This window comes from Streptomyces sp. AC627_RSS907, from assembly GCF_019049165.1.
The window spans coordinates 1-909 of sequence record NZ_JAGMUE010000992.1 but is presented as its reverse complement, the minus strand read 5'-3'; the positions used below and the strand labels follow the sequence as shown (position 1 = coordinate 909).

Sequence of the window (909 nt, the reverse complement as noted above, 5' to 3'; positions counted from 1 at the left end):
TATCTCTATTGGTAGAGCACTGGTCTCCAAAACCAGCGGTTGGGGGTTCAAGTCCCTCCGGCCCTGCTACACACATCCAGCACGGACGGGTGTGTGCATGCGCAGTACTCAAATGCACCGCTGTGCGGCCGGACCGGACGCGGCACGGCCACGATCCGGATTCAGGTGAGGACGAGTGACGGAAGCCCTTGGCTCCACCGCGACGCCTGAAAGCGGTCGTCCAGACGACGAGGCCGCCAAGAAGGGCCGCCGCGGGGGCAAGCGCGGGAAGAAGGGGCCGTTCGGCCGCCTCGCGCTGTTCTACCGCCAGATTGTCGCCGAGCTGCGCAAGGTTGTCTGGCCTTCGCGTAACCAGCTCTCGACGTACACCACCGTAGTGATCGTCTTCGTGGTCATCATGATCGGTCTTGTTACCGTGATTGACTACGGGTTCAACGAAGCCGTCAAGTACATCTTCGGCTGATCCCGCGTAGGGCACCGCGATCCCGTGCGGCGCCCCTATCGCACGTTCCACCCCTCTTGTAGCCAGGAAGAAGCAGCCACCGTGTCTGACCCGAACCTGAACGACGCCATCGAGCCCCGCGAGGGCGAAGAGGCTGCGGCGACGGCCGACCCGGCGGCTGCCCCGGCCGAGGAGGGCGTCGCGCTCGACGGTACCGAGGGGACGGACGCCGCGGAGGCGGAGGCCCCGGACGCGGCCGACGAGGCGGCGGACGCGGACGTCGCGGCGGAGGAAGCCGACACCGAGGCGACGGACGAGGCGGACGAGCCCGCCGAGGCCACGGACGAGGCCACCGAAGAAGCGGACGAGGACGCCGAGGAGCCCGCCGAGGTCGTGGCGGAAGAGGCCGTGGACCCGGTCGAGGCGCTGCGCGAGGAACTGCGCACGCTTCCCGGTGAGTGGTACGT

General features: G+C 68.0%; 1 protein-coding gene and 1 pseudogene. Both read left to right on the top strand.

Features of this window, described 5'->3' with window-relative positions; genetic code table 11:
- The first annotated feature begins 175 nt into the window (after window positions 1-175).
- Window positions 176-463 carry a preprotein translocase subunit SecE gene (secE, locus tag KUM32_RS39840; RefSeq protein WP_176163486.1) on the top strand — a complete coding sequence of 96 codons (288 nt, stop codon included), beginning with the start codon at window positions 176-178 and terminating at the stop codon, window positions 461-463.
- A gap of 81 nt (window positions 464-544) precedes the next feature.
- Window positions 545-909: pseudogene (locus KUM32_RS39835) on the top strand (transcription termination/antitermination protein NusG); the annotation flags it as partial.